Origin of the sequence: Haloglomus salinum (assembly GCF_024298825.1) — an archaeon.
GTDB lineage: Archaea > Halobacteriota > Halobacteria > Halobacteriales > Haloarculaceae > Haloglomus > Haloglomus salinum.
This window is the reverse complement of sequence record NZ_CP101153.1, coordinates 3,032,123-3,045,019: the sequence shown is the minus strand read 5'-3', so window position 1 is coordinate 3,045,019 and position 12,897 is coordinate 3,032,123. Positions and strand designations below refer to the sequence as shown.

At 69.4% G+C, this 12,897-nt stretch carries 15 protein-coding genes; 7 read left to right on the top strand and 8 right to left on the bottom strand.

What is annotated here, in order from left to right; translation table 11 throughout:
• The 3 genes from cysE to NL115_RS14680 all read right to left on the bottom strand — a co-directional run bounded on the left by cysE (position 1) and on the right by NL115_RS14680 (position 1,562).
• Complete coding sequence (gene cysE, locus NL115_RS14690) at positions 1 to 594, bottom strand: serine O-acetyltransferase (RefSeq protein WP_254830095.1); 594 nt, start codon at positions 592 to 594, stop codon at positions 1 to 3.
• 257 nt (positions 595 to 851) lie between these two features.
• Complete coding sequence (locus NL115_RS14685) at positions 852 to 1,178, bottom strand: transcription factor S (RefSeq protein WP_254830094.1); 327 nt, start codon at positions 1,176 to 1,178, stop codon at positions 852 to 854.
• A gap of 66 nt (positions 1,179 to 1,244) precedes the next feature.
• A complete protein-coding gene (locus tag NL115_RS14680) occupies positions 1,245 to 1,562 on the bottom strand; it encodes an RPA12/RPB9/RPC11 RNA polymerase family protein (protein ID WP_254830093.1) in 318 nt (105 codons plus the stop codon).
• 163 nt (positions 1,563 to 1,725) lie between these two features.
• On the opposite strand from NL115_RS14680, the gene NL115_RS14675 reads away from it, so the two are divergent.
• Entirely contained in the window at positions 1,726 to 2,232 is a 507-nt protein-coding gene (locus NL115_RS14675) for a bis(5'-nucleosyl)-tetraphosphatase (protein ID WP_254830092.1), read from the top strand.
• A 3-nt stretch (positions 2,233 to 2,235) separates the two neighbouring features.
• Here NL115_RS14675 and NL115_RS14670 read toward each other — a convergent pair whose 3' ends face one another.
• Positions 2,236 to 4,545: an alpha-glucosidase gene (locus tag NL115_RS14670; RefSeq protein ID WP_254830091.1), complete on the bottom strand. Its 2,310-nt coding sequence runs from the start codon at positions 4,543 to 4,545 to the stop codon at positions 2,236 to 2,238.
• Between the two features lie 106 nt (positions 4,546 to 4,651).
• Between NL115_RS14670 and NL115_RS14665 the strand changes: the two genes are divergently transcribed.
• On the top strand, positions 4,652 to 5,743 hold the full coding sequence (locus tag NL115_RS14665; protein WP_254830090.1) for a DUF5787 family protein: 1,092 nt from the start codon (positions 4,652 to 4,654) through the stop codon (positions 5,741 to 5,743).
• A 119-nt stretch (positions 5,744 to 5,862) separates the two neighbouring features.
• Here the strand turns inward: NL115_RS14665 and NL115_RS14660 are convergent, their stop codons facing one another.
• Together NL115_RS14660 and NL115_RS14655 are read right to left on the bottom strand one after the other, a co-directional pair.
• Positions 5,863 to 6,297, bottom strand: coding sequence for a CBS domain-containing protein (locus NL115_RS14660; protein WP_254830089.1), 435 nt, complete (start codon positions 6,295 to 6,297; stop codon positions 5,863 to 5,865).
• Between the two features lie 89 nt (positions 6,298 to 6,386).
• On the bottom strand, positions 6,387 to 6,896 hold the full coding sequence (locus NL115_RS14655; protein WP_254830088.1) for a DUF5797 family protein: 510 nt from the start codon (positions 6,894 to 6,896) through the stop codon (positions 6,387 to 6,389).
• A 115-nt stretch (positions 6,897 to 7,011) separates the two neighbouring features.
• Here NL115_RS14655 and NL115_RS14650 point away from each other — a divergent pair, with 115 nt between their 5' ends.
• From NL115_RS14650 to NL115_RS14640, 3 genes are all read left to right on the top strand, one after another.
• Complete coding sequence (locus tag NL115_RS14650) at positions 7,012 to 7,629, top strand: hypothetical protein (protein WP_254830087.1); 618 nt, start codon at positions 7,012 to 7,014, stop codon at positions 7,627 to 7,629.
• 66 nt (positions 7,630 to 7,695) lie between these two features.
• Positions 7,696 to 8,589 carry a bifunctional methylenetetrahydrofolate dehydrogenase/methenyltetrahydrofolate cyclohydrolase FolD gene (folD, locus tag NL115_RS14645; protein ID WP_254830086.1) on the top strand — a complete coding sequence of 298 codons (894 nt, stop codon included), beginning with the start codon at positions 7,696 to 7,698 and terminating at the stop codon, positions 8,587 to 8,589.
• A 3-nt stretch (positions 8,590 to 8,592) separates the two neighbouring features.
• On the top strand, positions 8,593 to 9,144 hold the full coding sequence (locus NL115_RS14640; protein WP_254830085.1) for an NUDIX hydrolase: 552 nt from the start codon (positions 8,593 to 8,595) through the stop codon (positions 9,142 to 9,144).
• Positions 9,145 to 9,322: 178 nt separating this feature from the next.
• Here NL115_RS14640 and NL115_RS14635 read toward each other — a convergent pair whose 3' ends face one another.
• Together NL115_RS14635 and NL115_RS14630 are read right to left on the bottom strand one after the other, a co-directional pair.
• Complete coding sequence (locus NL115_RS14635; RefSeq protein WP_254830084.1) at positions 9,323 to 10,573, bottom strand: CaiB/BaiF CoA transferase family protein; 1,251 nt, start codon at positions 10,571 to 10,573, stop codon at positions 9,323 to 9,325.
• Positions 10,574 to 10,638: 65 nt separating this feature from the next.
• The gene (locus NL115_RS14630) at positions 10,639 to 11,508 is read right to left on the bottom strand and encodes a TrmB family transcriptional regulator (protein ID WP_254830083.1); all 870 of its coding nucleotides are present in this window, start codon (positions 11,506 to 11,508) and stop codon (positions 10,639 to 10,641) included.
• Positions 11,509 to 11,608: 100 nt separating this feature from the next.
• On the opposite strand from NL115_RS14630, the gene NL115_RS20840 reads away from it, so the two are divergent.
• Together NL115_RS20840 and aglJ are read left to right on the top strand one after the other, a co-directional pair.
• Positions 11,609 to 11,713 (top strand): DUF8595 family protein, encoded by a 105-nt coding sequence (locus tag NL115_RS20840; RefSeq protein WP_491536938.1) that lies wholly within the window; start codon positions 11,609 to 11,611, stop codon positions 11,711 to 11,713.
• Positions 11,714 to 11,814: 101 nt separating this feature from the next.
• Entirely contained in the window at positions 11,815 to 12,891 is a 1,077-nt protein-coding gene (aglJ, locus tag NL115_RS14625; RefSeq protein WP_254830082.1) for an S-layer glycoprotein N-glycosyltransferase AglJ, read from the top strand.
• Positions 12,892 to 12,897 lie beyond the last annotated feature (6 nt).

Sequence of the window (12,897 nt, the reverse complement as noted above, 5' to 3'; positions counted from 1 at the left end):
TCAGTCGGCCGGCTCCGCGGGACAGTCGGGGCCACAGACCGTCAGTTCGTCGCTCTCGGCGGACTCGTCGGCGTCGACGCTGTCTCCAGCGTCGATCCGGCGAGCGGGGTTCCCTGCGACGGTTGCACCGGCAGGCACGTCCTTCGAGACGACCGCGCCGGCACCCACGGTGGCTCCCTGTCCGATGGCGATATCGCCGATGAGCGTCGCGTTCGCGCCCAGCGTGACGCCGTCCTCGACGGTGGGGTGGCGCTTCTCGCGCCGCGGCGAGTCACCGCCCAGCGTGACGCCGTGGTAACAGGTCACGTCGTCGCCGATAGCGGCCGTCTCACCGACGACGACGCCCATGCCGTGGTCGATGAAGAACCGACGGCCGATGTCGGCCGCAGGGTGGATCTCGACGCCGGTGAACAGTCGGACGAGCTGTGAGAGCAGGCGAGCGGCGAACGGGTGTCCCCGGGCATGGAGCGCGTGGGCCAGTCGGTGACACCAGACGGCATGCAGGCCGGGATAGAGCAGGACCTCGACGGTGCTGGTGGCTGCAGGGTCGGTCTCGCGGGCGGTACGGATGTCCTCGCGAACGTGGTCGAGCATGTGGTGAGTGTGGGAGTGGCGTAATCGGCGGGTGGTACGACGCGGCGGCACCGGGGAGAGGCGGACAGAAGAGTCAACAACAACAACAGCACGGCGCCGCGCGGACCGCGGGCTGGCGGACGTTGCGGGGTCGACGCGGGAGGCGCGTGCTGCCCATGGCTAGCCGACTGTGGTCCGCCCAGCGGCTAAAACGTGTCGCCCCCGAACGCACCCTGCGGTAGGGCGCCCCCAGTTGTCGGTATCGGGCGTTCCGGGAGTCAGTGGTCGTCCTCGCGCCACTTCTTCCCGCATTCGGTGCAGGTGAAGAAGCGCGTCTCGGACTCGTCGGCGGCCCGGATCTGCTTCATCTCGTAGCGAGCGCGGTCGTGGCCACACTCCGGACAGACCACCTTCGTCGTCGGCCCGATCTCCTCGTCGTCGACCTCCGACATGTCGACGGGGCCACTGTCGGTGTCCTGTCCCTCGGTCGTGGTCATCGCCGCGTCCCTGGCACTGTCGCGGGGCTTCGTGGCGCCGCAGGACTTGCAGACCCACTCGCCGCCCTCCGTGTGCATCATCGAACCGCACTCGTCGCAGAACTCCATGATGGGCGCCCTTGTTGACTCCCGGTACTAAACGCACCGGTCCCGGGAGCACAGCCTCGGGCGAGGTCAGGATTCGCGCCACTTGTGACCACACTCGGCGCAGGTGAACAGCCGGACTTCGTAGGACCCGCCGGGTTTCGGCAGCATCTCGTAGCGGGCCCGCTCGCTGTCGCATCCGTCTGCCGGGCAGGGTTCCCGCACGGCCTCCCCGGTCCCGCCGGTCGCGTCGACCACGTCCGGCCCCCCGTCCTCCTGCTGGGCCTCGCTGGTCGTCGCCGCCGCGTCGCTCGACTCGTCACGCGACTGCTCGTGGCCACAGGACCGGCACACCCAGGTTTCACCCTCCGTGTGCATCATCGACCCACACTCGTCACAGAACTCCATGACGGACGGGCTTGTCGACTATCGATACTAAACACGTCGGTTCTTGGGGGACGACCAGGGACCACGCGGAGACGGCCCGCGCATCCGGCGGGAAGCACCATCCGGAATCGGACAGGTCTGATGTCCGACACCGATTTAACGGATGGTCGTCTACTCGCCAACAATGATAGAGGCCACGAGTTCGGGAGCCATCCTCTTCCGTGATACCCGTGGCCGTCGTGAGTACCTCCTGCTCAAGTCCCGTCCGGGGGACTGGGAGTTCCCCAAGGGTGGGGTCGAGGGCGAGGAGGAGTTACAGCAGACGGCAATCCGAGAGGTGAAAGAGGAGGCCGGAATCGAGGATTTCCGGCTCATCGATGGCTTCCGCGAGGACTACGACTACGTGTTCGAGGCGAACGGGAACACCATCCACAAGACGGTCCACCTGTTCATCGCGAAGTCGTTCGAAGCGTCCGCCGAACTATCGAAGGAGCACCGCGACCTGCAGTGGCGCGACTACGAGCAGGCCATCAACACCATCACCCAGGACGGCCCCCGCGACATCCTCCGGGAGGCCCACGACTTCCTCGACGAGGTACTGGAGGAGGACGAGGAGGAAGCGGACGCGAGCGCCGGAACCGAGGAGGAGACGGCAGAGGCCGACGGCGGCGAGCGTGGCGACGGCGCCTGACCTTCAGTCGAGCAGGCCCAGCGACCGCAGGCGGTCGGGGAGCGACGCGGCCACGTCGCTCCCGACGCGCAGGAAGACCGGCGGCTCGCCGAGTCGCGCTAGCTCCCGCCGCCAGCCGGGGCCTCGCCGTATCTCGCCCGACCAGAGGTGGCGCCACTCGCCCTCGGGGAGGTAGACGAACGGGTCGCGCACGTTCCGCGCGGTGACGGGGGCGACCAGCACGTCCCGGCCGAGCAGGAACTGGTCGTCACGGCCCGCCGCGATGTCGTCGTCGGGGTAGTGCATCGCGAGCGGCCGCACCAGCGGCAGGCCCCGGCCCGCCGCGACCCGCATCAGCCGCTCCCGGTACGGCGCGAGCGCGGCGTACACCTTCGCGAACCGGGCGAACGCGTCGTACGTGCCCGCGTCGTCGTATATCTGTGCGTTCTCACCGGGCTGGTTCCCCTCGTGGGTGCGGTAGACGGGCGTGAACGCCGACAGCTCCAGCCACCGGAGCAACTCCTCGCGCGAGCGACTGATACCGACGCCCGAACGGACGACGCTGGTGTATCCGCCGGCGTCGGGGTGGTTGAGCGAGATGCCCGACAGTCCCGAGGAGAGCAGCGCCGGCACGACGGTCCCGAGCCCATCGTCGTCGTCCCAGGAGACGAGCTGGTCGCCGGTCCAGAACAGTGTGCTCTCGCCGGGCGAGCCGGTGAAGCCGGCGCGGGTGAAGAACGTCGGGCGGCCGAGCCGGTGGTCGCCGCCGGGGCCGTCCTCGCTCGCGTTCTCGACGACCTCCCGGTTGAGTGCGGCCCACTCGACGGGGTACTGGTTGTGGTAGCTGGCGGCGTCGGCGTCCGCGAGGTCGGCCTCGAAGGGGAGTCCCTCGCCGAAGTCGGCCATCCAGCCGTCGAACCCGTTACCGAGGACGTTCTCGCGCATGACCACGCGGAACCAGTCGCGCGCAGCGTCGTTCGAGAGGTCGACGATACCGACATCGAAGTCGGTGATGGTGAGCATGTACGGCTCGTCGCTCTCGGACTCGGTGACGAGGTAGCCGGCCTCACGTGCCTCGCGGAACAGGTTGCGGTCCACGCCCGCTTTCTCGCTCACGTCGGCGAGATACGGATTGACGTAGCCGAGGACGCCCACGCCCGCGTCGTGGAGGTCGGAGACGAGCTCATCCCAGCCGGGGTAGGTGGCCTCGTCGAGCTCCCAGTTCCACCAGAGCTGGGAGCCGAAACTCGTCTCGCGGGCGCCGACCCAGTCCTGGAGCCAGACACCGGCGAGCGGCGTGTCCCGTTTCCGGAGTTCGGCCCACACCTCTCGGACCTTCTCGGTGCCGCCCTGCAGCCCGACGACGGCACCGCGGTTCAGCCACGACGGGAGCGGGGGCATCCGACCCGCGTACTCGGTGAACCGTTCGACGCCATCCGCGAGCGTCGGGGCGGGGAACAGGCGCGCTTCGAGGGCGTCGGTGTAGCACCGGACGGATGTCTCGCGGCGCCGGCGGAGGTCGAACACGCTGTAGGAGGTGTTCTCCAGGCAGACGCCGTAGCCGGCATCCGAGAGCGCGTACGGCATCGGTGCGTACGTCGAGAAGGGGCCACCGCCGGCCCCAGGTGCGGCGGCGTTCACGACCTGCGTGACGAGCGGGCGCCCCCGGCCGATGCCCTGCTCCTGGGTCACGATGGGAACCTCGTGGCCAGTCAGGTCGACGTGGCTGTACTGCTCGCCGAAGCCGTAGACGCACTCGTCGGCGGGCGTCCGGTAGCGCAGGCGCAGGCGCTCGGCCTCGCCACCGACGCTCGCGTGAACGCCGCAGTGGCCGTCCGGGAGCGCGGCGAACGCGAGGTCGTACTCGACAGGTTCGCCGTCCTCGGCCTCGAGCAGTCCCGATAGCGTCACCGTCTCGACGCCGGACGGGAACGGGTCGCCATGGGTCGCCGTGCCGGGCGTCACGGACCGCACGCGCTGGTCGACGAACGCCGTGTCGGTGGTCTCCTCGAGGTCGAACGTGCCACGCCGCTCGGTCACGTCCAGCGTCGCACGCGCCGCCGCGAGGACGTTCTCGCCCGGAACCGACCGGAGGACGGTCGCTCCGCTCTCGGGGTGGCGGACCCGAAGGGCGGACACGTCGTTCCCGGTCTCGTCCGGGGGCGCCCACAGCACCCGGTACGCTCCGACATCGTACGTCACCGCCGGTGGCCGACCCGTGAGCGTCCCGGAACCCGGGGAGTCCGAGAGGGAGGCACAGCCCGCGAGCCCGGCCGCGAGGCCCGTCGCGCCGGCCGCCTGGAGGAAGCGACGACGGTCACCGTCCCAGTCCATGCCAGCGCTCGTGCCCGGGGAGGCGAAAGGCCTGTCGCCATCGGGTCCCCCCGACACGTCGCGGGCCGACGGAACCGTTTAGCCGTCCGCCCGCTTCGGGCCAGGCGTGACCGACGGCGCCGTCAGCGGCTGGCCGCTCCCGGACCGCGAGTTCCCCTTCGAGCTGCGGGTCTGTCGGTGGACCGAGGCGTCCTGGCCTCCTGGCGGTGAGCTGCCGGAGAATCGCGTCGCCATGGTCGCCCGTCAGCTCGGGGTCCGGAACCGCCGGTGGGACACGCTGGTACTGGAGTGCGACCGGGAGCAACTCGGCGCGCGCGCGGTATTCGGCGAGCGCGCGCTCGACTCGGACCTGTTGCACGTCGTCCGCAACGCGCCGGCAGACTGGGCGTGGTACCGGGATGCGCTCCCCGATCCGGGCTACCCCTGGCAGTACGTCCGCGAGGCGGTCCACACCGCCGCCGACCGGGACCTCGTGGAGCGTCGCAAGCGCGGCAACCGCATCGAGCTCCGACGGCGGTGGCGCTACCCGGAGTGGGTCGAGCGGGTTGTCGCCATCGAGAACAAGCCGGACCTCGACGCCAGCGCGGCACGAGCCCTCGGCGACCAGCTCGAGCGCGACGTGGCGCTGGGCCTCGCCGACGAGGTGTGGGTCGCCACGCGCGCGACCGCCGACAGGGACACGGACGGCCGAGGCGTCGAACCGGCCCTGCTGGAGCGACTCCCCGTCGAGGCCGGCATCCTCGCCGTGCGCGAGGGGGGCGGCCCCGCGGGGCTGGACGTGGAGCCGGTCTGGTACCCGCGGTCGCTCGCGGTCGATGCGCCAGGCACGCAAATCCTCGAACGGCCCGACGGGGGCGCACACGACCAGTCGGCCGCCCGGTTCGAGTATGCCGACGCCGAGTGGAAGGCCGGCAAGCGCCGTGAGATCGCCGAGCGCGCCTACGAGCGCGGCTGGCGGGGCTACATGGGGCAGGTCCGGACGGACTGTCGGCACTTCCGGCTGGCCGATGCCGAGGCACCGCTCCCGGCCTGCGCCGCGAAGGGCCGCTGCGTCACCGCCCGCGAGTGCTCGGGGTCGTGCCCCCAGTTCGAGCCGGAGCCACCGGTGTGGCGGGCGAATGGCTGGCCTATCGACGGTGGTCCCGGGAATGGTGCGAAGCGGCTGCTGGAGCGGCAGCGCGAGCGGTTCCGGAGATAGCAGAAGTATACACACCCAGATACAGGAACTCAACAATTATCGGACATATAGTCGTTCTAAAATTCAGATAAGACTATTGTCGCGAGCGCACACCGCCTCCGCGACGGCGGGGAGCAGCGTCAGTCCACGACCATCCGTGACGGCGATTCGGCTCTGATGAGGGCCGCGAGGTTCTCCAGGTCCTCCGCCAGCACGACGACGAGGTCGTCGAGCGTCACGATGCCGCGCAGGTCTCCGTCCTCGACGACGGGGACCCGTCTGACCCCTTCCTCGCGCATCATCCGGGCGAGTTCGTGCGTGTCCGTGTCCGGAGAGACGGTGAACACGACGGGCGAGAGCACCTGGTTCACGAGCGTCTGCTCCAGCGTCTCCACGAACTCCTGACCGAAGACGACGAGGTCGCGGTCGGTGACGATGCCGGCGATTTCGTCGTCGGCGTTCAGGACCACGGCGCTCCCCACATCACGCTCGCGGAACACCGCAGCCACGTCCAGCACGGTGTCGTCGAGGGCGACCGTCACCACGTCCGTCGTCATCACTGATTCGAGTCCCATACCGGAGAGAGGGCCCCGGAGGTAGTGGATGTATGGCTGGTTCTCGCCAACCGGGAACGCGGGCCGGTGCAGTGACGGCCCGAAGACAGTCAGTCGTCCAGCCGCTCGACCTGCAGGTCCGCCCGGGACATCGCGAGTCGATAGGTCGGCACGGTCAACTGGACCTTCTCGACGACGCCCTTGTTGGCGAGCGAGCGGAGGGATTCGCGGATAGCGTCGTTGTCGGGGTCGAGTCCCCCGTCGAGGCCGCGGACGGCCTGCAGGACGCCGACGACGCTCTGCGGGTCCTCGTCCTGGTCGGACAGAACCCGGAGGACGTGATACTGGAGGTCCGGGACGCGGACGACGCGACTGCCGTCCTCGGCCTCCTCGACGCCGGGGGCGACTCCGGAAACCTCGGCAGCCTCCTCGGTCGCCCGGATGAGACTGTTCTCGTCGCGGAAGTAGTACTCTTTCAGGTGCTCCTCGAGGTAGGAGTGCACCTCGCTGCCACCCTCCAGTCCCCAGCGGTCGGCGAGTTCGGAGTTCTTCGTGGGCTGGAGCGCGACCACGTCGCCCAGTCGTTCGCGCTCCTCGTCGGTGAGGTCCGCCTCGGTCATCGGGCCACGGTTCGGCGGGGGACTTGAAACGGTTGCGGGTCGCGGTCGACGGGCCGTGTGTCCCCTTCGCACGGACGGCGACGGCTTTTCGCCGGGCGCAATCGTGGGGGCCAGCATGAACCGACGTGAAGCCCTCTCGCGGGCACTACTGGTCGGCACGGCCGGCGGGCTGGTCACGCTGGCCGGCTGCTCGACCGACGGCGGAAGTGGCGGGGACGGAAGCGACGCGGGCGGAACGGATGACGGTGAGGGCGAGGATGGCCCCGGTGGTGGTGGCGACGAGGACGAGGGGATGCCCGACAGCGCCGACCCGACGCCCACGCAGGGAGACTCCCCGACGCAGTCGGCGACCGACGGCGGCCTCGACCTCCGCGAGGCGAACGTCACGGGTGTCACCGTCGAGCAGCAGTCCGGCCGCGCGTTCCGCTTCGACGTGACGCTGTACCACGATGACGATGGTGAGGACGGCTACGCGAACTGGTGGCAGATCGAGACCCGTGACGGCGAGCGGCTCGGACAGCGTGAACTCCTCCACGCGCACGGGACCCGCGAGTTCACCCGGTCCGAGACCATCGAGGTACCCGAGAGCCACGACTGCGTGGTCGTCCGGGGTCACGACGAGGTCCACGAGTACGGCGGACAGGCCGCGCTCGTCCGGGTGTCGACAGGCGAGGTGCGATTCGTCAACCAGGGACCCGACCGTATGTCGCAGGCCGACGAGGACTGTCCGTAGGGCGGACGCGCTCCCGGTGACTCGTGCATCGCGACTTTGAATACCGGGCGCCGCTGCGGTTGAGACATGACAGAGGTCATCGACGGGAACGCCGTCGCCGCCGACATCCGGGACGGGCTCACGGGCGCCATCGAACGGCTCGCGGACGCGGAGGCGCGCCCTGGGCTCGCGACGGTCCTGATGAGCGACGACCCCGCCAGCGAGACGTACGTCTCCATGAAACAGCGCGACTGCGAGGAGGTGGGTATCACCAGCCACCACGTCGAAATCGAACCCGAGGCACCCGCCGAGGAGCTGTTCGACACCATCGCTGACCTCAACGCCGACGACGGCGTGAACGGCATACTCGTCCAGATGCCCGTCCCCGACCACGTGGACAAGCGCCGCGTCCTCCGCGCCATCGACCCCGCGAAGGATGTGGACGGCTTCCACCCCGAGAACGTGGGCCGGATGGTCGCGGGCAACGCCCGGTTCAAGCCCTGCACACCCCACGGTATCCAGAAGCTCCTCGAGGCCTACGACGTGGAGACGGAGGGTGCCGAGGCGGTCGTGGTCGGCCGCTCGGACATCGTCGGCAAGCCGATGGCGAACCTGTTCATCCAGAAGGAACCCCTCGGCAACGCGACGACGACGGTCTGTCACTCCCGGACGAAGGACCTCGCGGCCCACACCCGCGAGGCCGACATCCTCGTGGCTGCCGCCGGCGTTCCCGAGATGATCGACGGCTCGATGGTCAAGGAGGGTGCGACGGTCGTCGACGTCGGCATCAACCGCGTCGACGCGGACACCGACAAGGGGTACGAACTCATCGGCGACGTGAAGTACGAGAGCGCGAAGGACGTGGCCGGCGCCATCACGCCGGTCCCCGGCGGCGTCGGACCGATGACCCGTGCGATGCTCCTCTACAACACCGTCGCGGCCGCGAGCGAGCAAGCGGGCGTCGACGTCGACCTGCCCTGACCCGTGAGCGACGACGCCCAGGAGGACGACCCGGTCATCGACGACACGGACCCGGAGACGACGGTCCGGACCTGGCGGAAGGACGGCGAGTACCGTCGCGAGCGAGCTCACAGTCTCGATGCCGAGGAGTTCGCGGAGGCACGTGACCGCATCCGTGGCGAAGACGGGCTCGAGTGGGGCGTCGGCGCGCTCGTCGAGGCCGACGGGCGCGTGCTGCTCGTCCGCGAGGACGGCCGGTGGCTCCTCCCGGGCGGCGAGGTGGAGGCCGGCGAGGACCACGACGAGGCCCTGGTGCGTGAACTCAGGGAGGAGACCGGTATCGACATCACACCCAGAGAGCGGGTGGCCATCGTTCGGAACATCCTCCGCCACGGCGACGATGGACTGTCGTTCCGGTTCGCCATCCACCGGGCGACGGCCGATTCGACAGCACTCGGCGACAACCCCGGACTGCCCGACGAAGATATCGAGACCGTCCGGTGGGTCGAGGAACTCCCGGAGAACACCCTCGACCGCGACCTCCTCAGCCGGCTCCTCGGCGACGGCTGGGACTGAATTTCAAGTAGGGTGGCGGGACCAGCGCCCCCGTGACCTGACGAGCCACCGCCGGGCCGCCGGCCCGAGCGGGGGGAACGCCACCCTCCGGTCGGTTCCGCCAGCGCGGCGCACGGTCCGGCGTTCGGTCGCGCCGCCTGCTCGCCAGCTCACGCTCTCGTCCGGCTCCACAGCACCGTCAGATGACGCCCTGGTTCCGGAGGTCGTCGAGCGTCTCCTCGTCCAGCCCCAGCTCGCTCTCGTAGACGGCCTCGTTGTGCTGTCCGTGTCGCGGCCCGAGGTGCTCGACTGCGCCCGGTGTCCGCGTCAGCCGCGGGACCACGCCGTGGGTCGTAATCTTCCCAACGTCCTCGTCTGCCACCTCGACGAGGTTGTCTCGGGCGGCGTACTGCTCGTCCTCGAACACGTCGCTCACGTCGTACACCGGCGCGACGACCGCGTCGCCCGCGCCCAGGTCAGCGATGGCCTCCTCGACGGTCCGCTCGGCGATATACGGGGCGATGTACTCGTCCAGCTCGTCGGCGTGTTCGACCCGCGCGTCGTTCGTGACGAACCGTTCGTCGTCCAGTAGCTCCGGGTGGCCGACGGTCTCGGCGAGGTTCTCGAAGATGGACTGTGCCGAGGCCGACAGCGCAACGTAGCCGTCCTGGGCCTCGTAGACGTTCCGCGGTGCGGCGTTACTGTGGTGGTTGCCCCGGCGCTCGCGGACCTGTCCCAGCCGGTCGTACGCCTCCACGTCGCCCGGGAACATCCGGAACAGCGACTCGTACAGGGAGACATCGACCACCTGCCCCTCGCCGCTGCCGTCGCCATCGGGCCCGACCTCGCGCTCGAACAGGGCGAACATCGCTGCCTGGACCGCGTAGTGGCCGGCGGCCATGTCGGCCAGCGGAATCGGTGGCAGCAGCGGCTCCCGGTCGGGGAATCCGTTGACGTGCGCGAACCCAGAGATGGCCTCCGCGACCGTTCCGAAGCCCGGCTGCTCGGCGCGCGGCCCGGTCTGTCCGTAGCCGGAGATGCGGACCATCACGACCCCAGGGTTGACCTCGCGCAGGTCGTCGTACGAGAGGTCCCACCGTTCCATCGTCCCGGGACGGAAGTTCTCCACGACCACGTCGGCGGTCTCGACGAGGTCCAGCGCGAGCGCGTGGCCCTCCGGCGTCGAGAGGTCACAGGTGACGGACCGTTTCCCCCGTGCGAGCGCCTTCCACCACAGCGACATCCCGGAATCGGGGTCGAAGGGGCCCCAGTCGCGGATGGGGTCGCCAGCCTGCGGGTGCTCCACAGCTACGACATCCGCGCCGAAGTCAGCGAGCGTCATCGTCGCGAAGCCGCCGGCGACCATCCCGGAGAAGTCCACCACCCGGAGCCCCTCGAGGGGACCCTCGCGGTTCCGGGTCGCCGAGCCGTCGGTGTCCTCGTCGGTCATACGCCCGGTCCGGCAGGCGGGTAGTTCACTCCTGTCCTTCGGGCGCTCGGTGGCGCACTCGTGGGTCAGTCGGCCCGGCGGTCGACCGATTCGTGCTCCCACACGAGGTCGAAGAATCGCTTCAGCCCGGCCACGAACGACTCGTTCTCGGTGATAGCAGCTTGCCGCATATGGTTGGGCACGTCCGGCTCCTCGACGAGGAAAATTGCCTCGCCGCCGGACTCCCCGCTCACCTCGCCCGCGTCGGTGGGCGGGTCGGTGAGCGTCCCGCGCCATGGAAGCGCCCCCTCCGCGAACCGGAACTCGACGCCCGGGAACTCCTCGCGCAGTCGGTCGACGATACCCGCCTGGATACGTCGGTTCTCGTCGCTCAGGCGGTCGGGGTGGAGGAACAGCGTCCGGACCGCGATACCCTGGTCGAGGGCGTCACGGAGCGCCGGCTCGACGCTCTCGAGGTACTCCCACGATTTGGTGAGGACCCGGACCTCCCGCTCGGCCTCGTGGTAGAGCCGGCGGGTCTCGGATTCGCTCGACTCGCCGACGTCGACGACGTGGAACAGTTCCTCGGCCGGGCGCACGTCCTCGGTGGCGGAGTCGAACTGCGGGCCGAATTCCGCGAGGAACGCCTCGCGACCGGCCTCCAGTTCCGTCGCCGTGGACTCGTACGCCTGCCGCTGGTTCTCCTTCGCCCGGTCGACGATCTCCGCCGGCGAGCGTGACTGGTACTCCTTCGGGCGGCCGGGAATCACCTTCACGAAGCCTCGGTCGGCGAGCGCATCGAGCACGCCGTAGATGCGTGCTTTGGGGATGCCTGTCGCCTCCGCCAGGTTCGGGGCGGTCGTCCGTCCGAGGCGGAGCAGGTTCGAGAGCGCAGTCTCCTCGTACTCCGTCAGGTCGAGCGCGTCGAACAGGTCCGTCCCGTCCCCGTCGGCCATACCGGACGCTCATCCGGGGTGACCGTAAACGCGCCGGTGAACGGATGGGGCCCTCGGGCCAAGTTTTATCATTACAGAGAGTTACTCATCAGTCGAGTAAATGAGTGAAACCGAACGAGCGAGCCAGGAGCATCTCTCCGAGCTCGAGGACGGGTGTGGCTGCACGGAGGTCTGGGAACACCTGAGCGAGCAGCGCGAGGAGTAGGGAGTCGCCACCCGGGCTCCGATAACCACCTCGAGGCTGCGAGCCCCGGCTTCGGCGCGGGCCGGAGCGCTTTTGCGGGCGCGCCGTCGACCGGCAAGTGAATGGACCGCGACGACGTCTGCGTCCTGTTGCCGACGCTGGACGAGGCCGAGACCGTCGGGAGTGTCATCGACGGCTTCCACGACGAGGGGTTCGAGCACGTCCTCGTCGTCGACGGCCACTCCACCGACGGGACCCGGGAAATCGCCCGCGAACACGGTGCGCGCGTCGTCGAGCAGAGCGGTGTCGGCAAGGGGCAGGCCGTCCGGGAAGGCCTCACGTATATCGACGAGCCCATCGTCCTGATGGCCGACGCCGACGGGACGTACCGGCCCGCGGACGCCGAGCGGATGCTCGAGCCCATCTTCGATGGGCGTGCCGAGCACGTCATCGGCGACCGGTTCGCTGACATGGAGGACGGCGCGATGACCCGGCTCAACAGGCTCGGGAACGGCCTCGTCAACCGAGCGTTCGCGTTCATCCACGGCCGCGACCTGCGGGACATCCTCAGCGGCTATCGGGCCTTCACCCGGGACTCCGTCGAGCGGTACTCGCTGCGCTCGGACGGGTTCGGCATCGAGACCGAACTCAGCGTCGAGTCCGTCAAGCACGGCACCGGTACGGAGGTCGTCCCCATCACCTACGGCGCCCGTCCCGACGAGTCGGAGACGAACCTCCACCCGGTCCGCGACGGTGCGAACATCTTCCTTACGCTGTACAAACTGGCGAAGACGAACAACCCACTGTTCTACTTCGGGAGCGTCGGCAGCGTGAGTGGGCTCGTCGGCCTGCTCGTCGCGGCGTACGTCGGATACGACTTCCTCGTCAACGACATCTCCCACGAGGCGCTCGCGGTGGTCGCCGCCGCGGGTATCCTCCTCGGCGTCCAGCTGGTGATGTTCGGCGTGCTCTCGGACATCATCGTCACCGTCAACCGCGAACAGACGCGCCGCCTCGAGGAACTGGCCGAACAGCTGTCACCGGACCGGTCGTCGGCCCCGGGCGCCAGCCCGGAAAGCGACCAGCCGCCGCGCGACACTGCCACGAGCGAGGGTAGCGGGAAGGCGGACCATAGCGGGGAGCACGACGACCCGGTCGGGACGCCCCCGACCGAGGTCGGCGCCGACGGTGAGGACTGACGCTCC

Excerpts from the sequence above, each read along its gene's own strand:
- cysE (WP_254830095.1), bottom strand. The coding sequence starts at position 594 with ATGCTCGACCACGTTCGCGAGGACATCCGTACCGCCCGCGAGACCGAC.
- NL115_RS14685 (WP_254830094.1), bottom strand. The coding sequence starts at position 1,178 with ATGGAGTTCTGCGACGAGTGCGGTTCGATGATGCACACGGAGGGCGGC.
- NL115_RS14680 (WP_254830093.1), bottom strand. The coding sequence starts at position 1,562 with ATGGAGTTCTGTGACGAGTGTGGGTCGATGATGCACACGGAGGGTGAA.
- NL115_RS14675 (WP_254830092.1), top strand. The coding sequence starts at position 1,726 with ATGATAGAGGCCACGAGTTCGGGAGCCATCCTCTTCCGTGATACCCGT.
- NL115_RS14670 (WP_254830091.1), bottom strand. The coding sequence starts at position 4,545 with ATGGACTGGGACGGTGACCGTCGTCGCTTCCTCCAGGCGGCCGGCGCG.
- NL115_RS14660 (WP_254830089.1), bottom strand. The coding sequence starts at position 6,297 with ATGGGACTCGAATCAGTGATGACGACGGACGTGGTGACGGTCGCCCTC.
- NL115_RS14655 (WP_254830088.1), bottom strand. The coding sequence starts at position 6,896 with ATGACCGAGGCGGACCTCACCGACGAGGAGCGCGAACGACTGGGCGAC.
- NL115_RS14650 (WP_254830087.1), top strand. The coding sequence starts at position 7,012 with ATGAACCGACGTGAAGCCCTCTCGCGGGCACTACTGGTCGGCACGGCC.
- folD (WP_254830086.1), top strand. The coding sequence starts at position 7,696 with ATGACAGAGGTCATCGACGGGAACGCCGTCGCCGCCGACATCCGGGAC.
- NL115_RS14635 (WP_254830084.1), bottom strand. The coding sequence starts at position 10,573 with ATGACCGACGAGGACACCGACGGCTCGGCGACCCGGAACCGCGAGGGT.
- NL115_RS14630 (WP_254830083.1), bottom strand. The coding sequence starts at position 11,508 with ATGGCCGACGGGGACGGGACGGACCTGTTCGACGCGCTCGACCTGACG.
- NL115_RS20840 (WP_491536938.1), top strand. The coding sequence starts at position 11,609 with ATGAGTGAAACCGAACGAGCGAGCCAGGAGCATCTCTCCGAGCTCGAG.
- aglJ (WP_254830082.1), top strand. The coding sequence starts at position 11,815 with ATGGACCGCGACGACGTCTGCGTCCTGTTGCCGACGCTGGACGAGGCC.